1 protein-coding gene is annotated in these 221 nt (G+C 45.2%); it reads left to right on the plus strand.

Features of this window, described 5'->3' with window-relative positions:
- A partial coding sequence (locus Q0845_RS27840; RefSeq protein ID WP_298521247.1) for a Calx-beta domain-containing protein occupies positions 1-221 on the plus strand: 221 nt, incomplete at both ends.

Raw genomic sequence — 221 nt, forward strand, 5'->3', positions numbered from 1 at the left:
ACGATCACCGATAACGACACACCAGCAATGAGTGTAGGTGATGTAACGGTTGCAGAAGATGCAGGAACAGCAAGTGTTGCTGTAAGCATTGACAATCCAAGTAGTGTAGATACAGTAGTATCAATTACTACCACTGATAACAGCGCAACCAATCCAGATGATTATACCACTACGACCGTCACAGCAACGATCCCAGCGGGACAAACGACAGTAGATGTAAG

It is taken from the genome of uncultured Kordia sp. (assembly GCF_947489565.1).
In the GTDB taxonomy this organism is placed as follows: domain Bacteria; phylum Bacteroidota; class Bacteroidia; order Flavobacteriales; family Flavobacteriaceae; genus Kordia.